The 6,593-nt window shown below is 73.8% G+C and carries 7 protein-coding genes and 1 pseudogene; 5 read left to right on the forward strand and 3 right to left on the reverse strand.

The features are described from left to right. On the reverse strand, window positions 1–841 hold an 841-nt coding region (locus PLP61_RS13680), incomplete at its 3' end, for an MBL fold metallo-hydrolase (RefSeq protein ID WP_324503294.1). A 99-nt stretch (window positions 842–940) separates the two neighbouring features. Between PLP61_RS13680 and hrcA the strand changes: the two genes are divergently transcribed. From hrcA to PLP61_RS13695, 3 genes are read left to right on the forward strand one after another with little or no spacing between them, the layout of a single operon-like run. Further along, window positions 941–1,963, forward strand: a complete 1,023-nt coding sequence (gene hrcA / locus PLP61_RS13685; protein WP_324503295.1) for a heat-inducible transcriptional repressor HrcA — start codon at window positions 941–943, stop codon at window positions 1,961–1,963. Between the two features lie 31 nt (window positions 1,964–1,994). Then, complete coding sequence (gene dnaJ / locus PLP61_RS13690; protein ID WP_324503296.1) at window positions 1,995–3,152, forward strand: molecular chaperone DnaJ; 1,158 nt, start codon at window positions 1,995–1,997, stop codon at window positions 3,150–3,152. An 11-nt stretch (window positions 3,153–3,163) separates the two neighbouring features. Beyond that, window positions 3,164–3,913: a 16S rRNA (uracil(1498)-N(3))-methyltransferase gene (locus PLP61_RS13695; protein WP_324503297.1), complete on the forward strand. Its 750-nt coding sequence runs from the start codon at window positions 3,164–3,166 to the stop codon at window positions 3,911–3,913. Window positions 3,914–3,919: 6 nt separating this feature from the next. Here PLP61_RS13695 and PLP61_RS13700 read toward each other — a convergent pair whose 3' ends face one another. After that, window positions 3,920–4,564, reverse strand: a complete 645-nt coding sequence (locus PLP61_RS13700; protein WP_324503298.1) for a VC0807 family protein — start codon at window positions 4,562–4,564, stop codon at window positions 3,920–3,922. Between the two features lie 295 nt (window positions 4,565–4,859). Between PLP61_RS13700 and PLP61_RS17150 the strand changes: the two are divergent. Continuing rightward, a pseudogene (locus PLP61_RS17150) lies at window positions 4,860–5,378 on the forward strand (phosphatase PAP2 family protein); the annotation flags it as partial. Between the two features lie 18 nt (window positions 5,379–5,396). Here PLP61_RS17150 and PLP61_RS17155 read toward each other — a convergent pair. Then, the gene (locus tag PLP61_RS17155; RefSeq protein ID WP_502889058.1) at window positions 5,397–6,116 is read right to left on the reverse strand and encodes a glycerophosphodiester phosphodiesterase; all 720 of its coding nucleotides are present in this window, start codon (window positions 6,114–6,116) and stop codon (window positions 5,397–5,399) included. Here PLP61_RS17155 and PLP61_RS13710 point away from each other — a divergent pair. Then, entirely contained in the window at window positions 6,115–6,477 is a 363-nt protein-coding gene (locus tag PLP61_RS13710) for a histidine triad nucleotide-binding protein (protein WP_324503300.1), read from the forward strand. The genes PLP61_RS17155 and PLP61_RS13710 overlap by 2 nt on opposite strands. Window positions 6,478–6,593 lie beyond the last annotated feature (116 nt).

Below are 6,593 nucleotides of genomic sequence, written 5' to 3' on the forward strand. Positions count from 1 at the left end.
GCAGCCGCCGCTGGCTGCGGGGCAGCTGCGCGTACCCGCGGCGGACCGCGTCCGCCAGCGCGTCCCGGGGGAAGGGCCAGGCGGGCGCCTCTGCCAGCGCCCGGTCGACGGGGACCCCGCGGGCGGCAAGGTCGCGGATGGTCTCGGCAACGACGCCCACCTGGGCCCGCTGCTCCTCGACGAAGTCCCGGTCGACCGGAGCACCGTGGCCGGGGACCACCACCGAGCCGACGCCCAGCAGACCCAGCGTCACGTCCAGGCTCAGCGGCCACTCCATCGGGAAGCTGTCCGAGCCGTACGCCGGCGGGCCGGACTCCTCGACCAGGTCCCCCGCCAGCAGCACGTCCGCGTCGGGGACCCGCACCACCAGGTCGCCGGCGGTGTGCCCGCGCCCGGGATGGACCAGCTCGACCATCCGCCCGCCCAGGTCGAGCGTGCGGACCGAGGAGAAGGTGTGGTCGGCCGGCACGATCCGGGTGGCCAGGACCTCCTCGGTGTGCGGGTCGTCGGACGCCGCGAACCGGGCCTGGGCCGCCTCACCGGTCGGGACCGTGTGGGCGGCCGCCCACTCGTGGGCGTGGATCGGCACCGCGCCGTACGCCTCGTGCACGGCGGCGTTGCCGAAGGTGTGGTCCCAGTGCTCGTGGGTGTTCACCACCGCCACCACCTGGCCGACGCCCAGCCGTCGGATGTCGGTGATCACGGCCCGGGCGGCCCGGTCCGAGGAGTGGGTGTCCACCAGGAGCAGCCCGCGCTCGCCGCCGACCAGGGTGACGTTGACGTCGAGCCACTCCTGGCGGGCCACCCAGACACGGTCGGCCACCTCCGTGAAGTCGGTCATGGTCGGTCACCCTAGTAGGATTGGCACTCCGCGGCAGGGAGTGCCAGCAGAAGTGCCAGCGGCGGGCTGGCCGCGAGGATCGGCGCGGAGGGAGGGCGGATGGTCGAGGACCGCAGGCTCGCAGTGCTGCGCGCCATCGTCGAGGACTACGTCGCCACCGAGGAGCCCGTCGGGTCGAAGGCGCTCGTGGAGCGCCACGGCCTCGGGGTCTCGCCGGCGACGGTGCGCAACGACATGGCGGCGCTCGAGGAGGAGGGCTACATCGCCCAGCCGCACACCAGCGCGGGTCGGGTGCCCACCGACAAGGGCTACCGGCTCTTCGTCGACCGGCTGAGCACGGTCAAGCCGCTGAGCATGGCCGAGCGGCGGGCGATCGTCACCTTTCTCGACGGCTCGGTCGACCTCGACGACGTGGTCCACCGCTCGGTCCGGCTGCTCGCCCAGCTGACCCGGCAGGTGGCCGTGGTGCAGTACCCCACGCTGGCGCGGTCCACGGTCCGCCACGTCGACCTGATCGCCCTGCACGACGCGCGGCTGCTGGTCGTGCTGATCCTCAGCACGGGCCGGGTCGAGCAGCGGCTGGTCGACCTGGAGGACCCGCTCACCGAGACCCAGCTGACCGACCTGCGCTCGCGGGTGAACCGTGCGGTGGTCGGTGAGCGCATCGCCGAGGCCGGGGTCGCGCTGCACGCCCTGGCGGAGGACGTGCCGGGTGCCGACCGTGCCGCGACCTCGCGCGTGGTCACCGCGATCTGCGAAGCGATGTCCGACCACCGCTCCGACGCCCGGGTGGCCGTGAGCGGGGCGGCCAACCTCGCCCGCTACGGCGACAGCTTCGACACGGCCGTGCGCCCGCTGCTGGAGGCGCTGGAGGAGCACGTCGTGCTGCTCAAGCTGCTCGGCGAGGCGCACACCGGAGGTGCGGTGACCGTCCGGATCGGCCACGAGGGCCCCTACCAGGAGCTTGCCGCCACCAGCGTCGTCGCCACCGGCTACGGCCCGGGTGAGCAGGCGCTGGCCAGCCTGGGCATCGTCGGGCCGACCCGCATGGACTACCCCGGAACCATGGCGGCGGTGCGCGCGGTGGCGCGCTACATGTCGCGCATCCTGGACGAGGCATGAGCCTCTCCGACCGACCAGAAGGACCTCTTCCGTGAGTCAGGACCTCTACGAGCTCCTCGGTGTGCCGCGTGACGCCGATGCCGACACCATCAAGAAGGCCTACCGACGGCTGGCCCGACAGCTGCACCCTGACGTCAACCCGGACCCGGCGACCCAGGAGCGGTTCAAGGAGGTCACCCACGCCTACGAGGTGCTCGCCGACCCGCAGAAGCGGGCGGCCTACGACCGCGGGGGCGACGCCTTCGGCGGCGGCTTCGGCCAGGGGGCCGGGTTCTCCTTCACCGACATCATGGACGCCTTCTTCGGCGCCAGCGGAGCCTCCGGCCAGGGGCGTGGCCCCCGGCCCCGAGTGCGCCGTGGGCAGGACGCCCTGATCCGGATCGAGGTGACCCTCGCCGAGGCCGCGTTCGGGGTGACCCGGGAGCTCAAGGTGGACACCGCGGTGCTCTGCCAGGCCTGCCAGGGCGCCGGCGCCGCGGCCGGCACCACGCCGGTGACCTGCGAGACCTGTCGGGGCGCCGGTGAGGTGGCGCACGTGCAGCGGTCCCTGCTCGGCGAGATCCGCACGCTGCGGCCGTGCCCGGCCTGCCGTGGCTACGGCACGCTGATCCCCGAGCCGTGCCGGGAGTGCTCCGGCGACGGCCGGGTGCGCTCGCGTCGCACGCTCAACGTGAAGATCCCAGCCGGGGTCGACAACGGAACCCGGGTCCAGCTCGCCGGTCAGGGGGAGATCGGCCCGGGTGGCGGCCAGCCGGGCGACCTGTACGTCGAGATCCACGTCACCCCGCACGAGACCTTCACCCGCCAGGGCGCGGACCTGCAGTGCACGGTGTCCATCCCGATGACCGCTGCGGCCCTGGGCACCACGCTTCGCCTGCCCACGCTGGAGGCCGACCTCGCCCCTGCCGCCGACAGCGGCACCGAGACCACCTTCGAGCTCGAGGTGCGGCCCGGCACCCAGTCGGGCACCGACCAGGTGCTCCGCGGTCGCGGCGTCCCCGGGCTGCGCGGCGGCCGGGGGGACCTGGTGGTCACCATCCTCGTCGAGACCCCCACCCGGCTCGACGGGCGCCAGGAGGAGCTGCTGAAGGAGCTCGCCGCAGCCCGCGGCGAGGAGGCGCCGACAGGCGCCGTCCGGGCCACGCACAAGTCGGTGTTCAGCCGGTTCCGCGACGCCTTCAACGTCTGACCGGCGGCCCGATGTCGTTGCCGGTGCACCTGGTGCCCTCGCTGTCGGGCGCGGCCGTGGGCGGCACCGTGGTCGTCGAGGGTGAGGAGGCCCACCACGCCGTGGCAGTCCGCCGGCTGGGCGTCGGCGAGGAGGTCGTGCTCACCGACGGGCGCGGCGGGCGGGCCGTCGGCCGCGTCAGCGCCACCGCCAAGCGCCGGCTCGAGGTGCGCGTCGAGGAGATGGAGGCGGTGCCCCGGGTCGCGCCTTTCGTCACGGTCGTGCAGGCGCTGCCCAAGGGAGAGCGGGGGGAGCGGGCCGTCGAGGTGCTCACCGAGATCGGTGTGGACCGGATCGTCCCGTGGGCGGCGGCCCGCTCGGTCGCCGTCTGGCGCGGGGAGCGCGCGGCCAGGTCGCTCACCCGCTGGCGGGTGACCGCCCGAGAGGCCGCCAAGCAGGCCCGGCGCTCGTGGTTCCCCGAGGTGGCCGAGCTCCCCACCCTGCGCGGCGCGACCGGGGTGGTGGCCGCAGCCGCCCTCGCCCTGGTGCTGCACGAGGCGGCCGACGCCCCGCTCCTCGCCGGGCCGGCACACACGCCAGGTGCGCCGAGCGAGGTGGTCGTGGTGGTGGGGCCCGAAGGCGGGCTCACCGACGACGAGGTCGCGGCGTTCGTCGCCGTCGGCGGACGTGCCGTGCGGTTGGGCCCGGAGGTGCTGCGCACCTCCACCGCGGGCCTGGCGGCGGTGGCGGCGCTGCTCTCGCGCACGCCCCGCTGGGGGTGAGTCAGCTCACGCCGGCAGGAAGACGACGCGCGTGCCGGAGCGGGCCATCAGCGACCGGAACCAGACGAAGGCGACACCGAGCGTGACCGTCGTGGTGATGGGGCCGAGCACGGACTTCACCAGCACGAAGGTGGTCGGCGAGTGCGACAACAGCAGCCAGAGCGTGATCGCGAAGTTGACCGCACTGGTGAACGCCCACCACAGGGTGACGTGCTGGAAGAACCGCCGCAGTGCAGGGTGCGCGCGCGTCTCCTCGTCGATCGGGCACAGGTCCAGCACCAGCTTCTCGGCGAGCGGTCGGCCGAGCGCCACCGACGCGACGAAGGCGAGCCCGACCAGGGCCGTGGTCACCGTGGGCTGGAGGAAGTAGACCAGCAGGCTGCCGGTGAGCAGCGCGGCGACCGTCCGTGCGGTCAGTCCCACCGTGGTCAGCACCAGCAGCCCGGTGATCCGCTGCCGCTTCAGCGAGCGCCGGCCCAGCGCCAGCAGGGACCAGGCCAGCGCACCGAGAAGCGCGGGGGTGGTCCCGAAGAGCTGGAGGAGGACGAGGAACACCACGATCGGCACGATCTTGCCCTCGACCACGTTGGGCATCGCGTGGCGCAGCACCGTGCGCCAGTGAGGAACCTGCAACGTCGAGGGCAGGTGCAAGGTCGGACTCCCGGGACAGCGGACCGGCGAGCACACCTCGCCTGAGGCCGAAAGGATACCCTGAACCAGGTTGGCGGGTGACATCCTCGCGCGGATGACATCCTCGCGCGGATAGGGGTGCGACGTGGGCGACGGGGTGCGCCACGGCTCCGGTGGAGCCCGCGCGCGGCTGCCCTTCTGGTCGCTGGAGTTCGCCCGCCACGCGGCGATCGTGACCCTGGCGATCCTGGTGTACTTCGGCGTCCGCGGTCGGACCGAGGCCAACTTCGCCACCGCGGCCCGGCACGGCTACGACGTGCTCGCGTTCGAGAAGCGCCTGGGGATCGACCTCGAGCAGCGGTTCCAGGGCCTGATCATCGACCACCCGGGGCTGGTGACGCTGGCCAACTGGGTCTACATCTGGGGCCACTGGCCGGTGATCATCGGGACCCTGGTCTGGCTGTACGCCGCCCACCGCCAGGAGTACCTGCTGCTGCGCAACGCGATGTTCATTTCCGGCGCCATCGGCCTGGTGATCTTCGTCACCTACGCGGTGGCGCCGCCCCGGCTGCTCGACATGGGGATGGTGGACACGGTCACCGAGCGCTCGCACTCCTACCGGGTGCTGCAGCCTCCGGGCCTGGTCAACCGGTACGCCGCGCTGCCGAGCCTGCACCTCGGCTGGAACCTGCTGGTCGGCATCGTCCTGTTCCGCGCCACCCGCAACCCGCTGGTCCGGGTCTTCGCGGTCGCCAGCCCGCTGCTGATGGCCTTCGCGGTCGTGGCGACGGGCAACCACTATCTCGTCGACCCGGTCCTCGGCTGCGTGGTGGCGCTGGTCGGGCTGGCCGGCTCAGTGGCGCTCACGCCGAGGCTGCTGCGGATCGACGCCCGCGTCCGCCAGCGCCTCGGCGAGCGCGGGGTCGTCGAGGATGAGACCGTCGACACCCCAGGCGAGGAGCCGCCGCGCGGTCGCCTCGTCGGGGACCGACCAGCAGAAGACGAGGCCGTGGCGCCGCTTGAGCTCCGCGACCAGGGGGGCGGTGGCGAGCCTGCGGTGCAGGGCGACGCCGTCCACGGCGACCCGCGACGGCACCCGGCGCAGGAGGAACAGCTCGGCCCGGTTGCCGGCCGAGCGGACCGTCCGGACGTCGAGGCCCCGGACGGGCCGCCCGAGCAGCCACCACGCCTTGGTTGACAGCGTGATCGGGCGGTCCGGGCCGCAGACGCGGCACACCTCGGTGGGCAGCCGTCGGCCAAGGCCGCCCTTGCAGTCGATCCACAGGCCCTGATCCGGTCCCACCCAGGTCAGCGCCTCCGCCAGCTCCGGCACGGGCACGCCCGGCGGCAGCAGGTACCACCGCTCCCACAGCCGGGAGCTGAGCCAGATCCGCTTGGCGTGCCGCACCACCAGCCGGCCACGGTGCAGGTGGACGTCGATCTCCAGCTGGTCGGCCGAACCGAAGGCGTCGGCCAGGTCGCGGCTGTTGCCGGCGCGGTGGGCGATGAGCTCGACCACGGTGCCTCCTGTCCAGGTTCGTCCCCTCGCCGGGGACACTACAGTGGCGCCCATGTCCACCGAGCCCGCCCGTGCCAGCACGTGCCTGTTCTGCCGGATCGTGACAGGTGAGCTGCCGGCCGACGTCGTCCTGAGCACCGAGACGGTGGTGGCCTTCCGCGACGTCGCCCCCCAGGCGCCGACCCACGTGCTGGTGGTGCCACGGGAGCACCACGAGAACGCCGCCGAGCTCGCGGCCGCCTCGCCGGAGGTCGCCGCGGAGCTGGTCACCGTGGCCGCGGCGGTGGCCGACGGCGACGGTCTCGACGGGCACTACCGGCTCGTCTACAACACCGGGACCGGGGTCGGGCAGAGCGTGTTCCACGCCCACCTGCACGTGCTCGGCGGCCGACCGATGGGGTGGCCGCCGGGATGACCGGCCTCCGGGGGGTGCTGTGCGCGGGCGTGCTCCTGCTTGCCGGCTGCGGCGGCGGGGGCGCCCCGGCCCCGGACGCGGAGGCCCCCGCCTCCTCGCCGGCGTCGTCCAGCCCG

It is taken from the genome of Nocardioides sp. (assembly GCF_035429765.1).
GTDB lineage: Bacteria > Actinomycetota > Actinomycetes > Propionibacteriales > Nocardioidaceae > Nocardioides.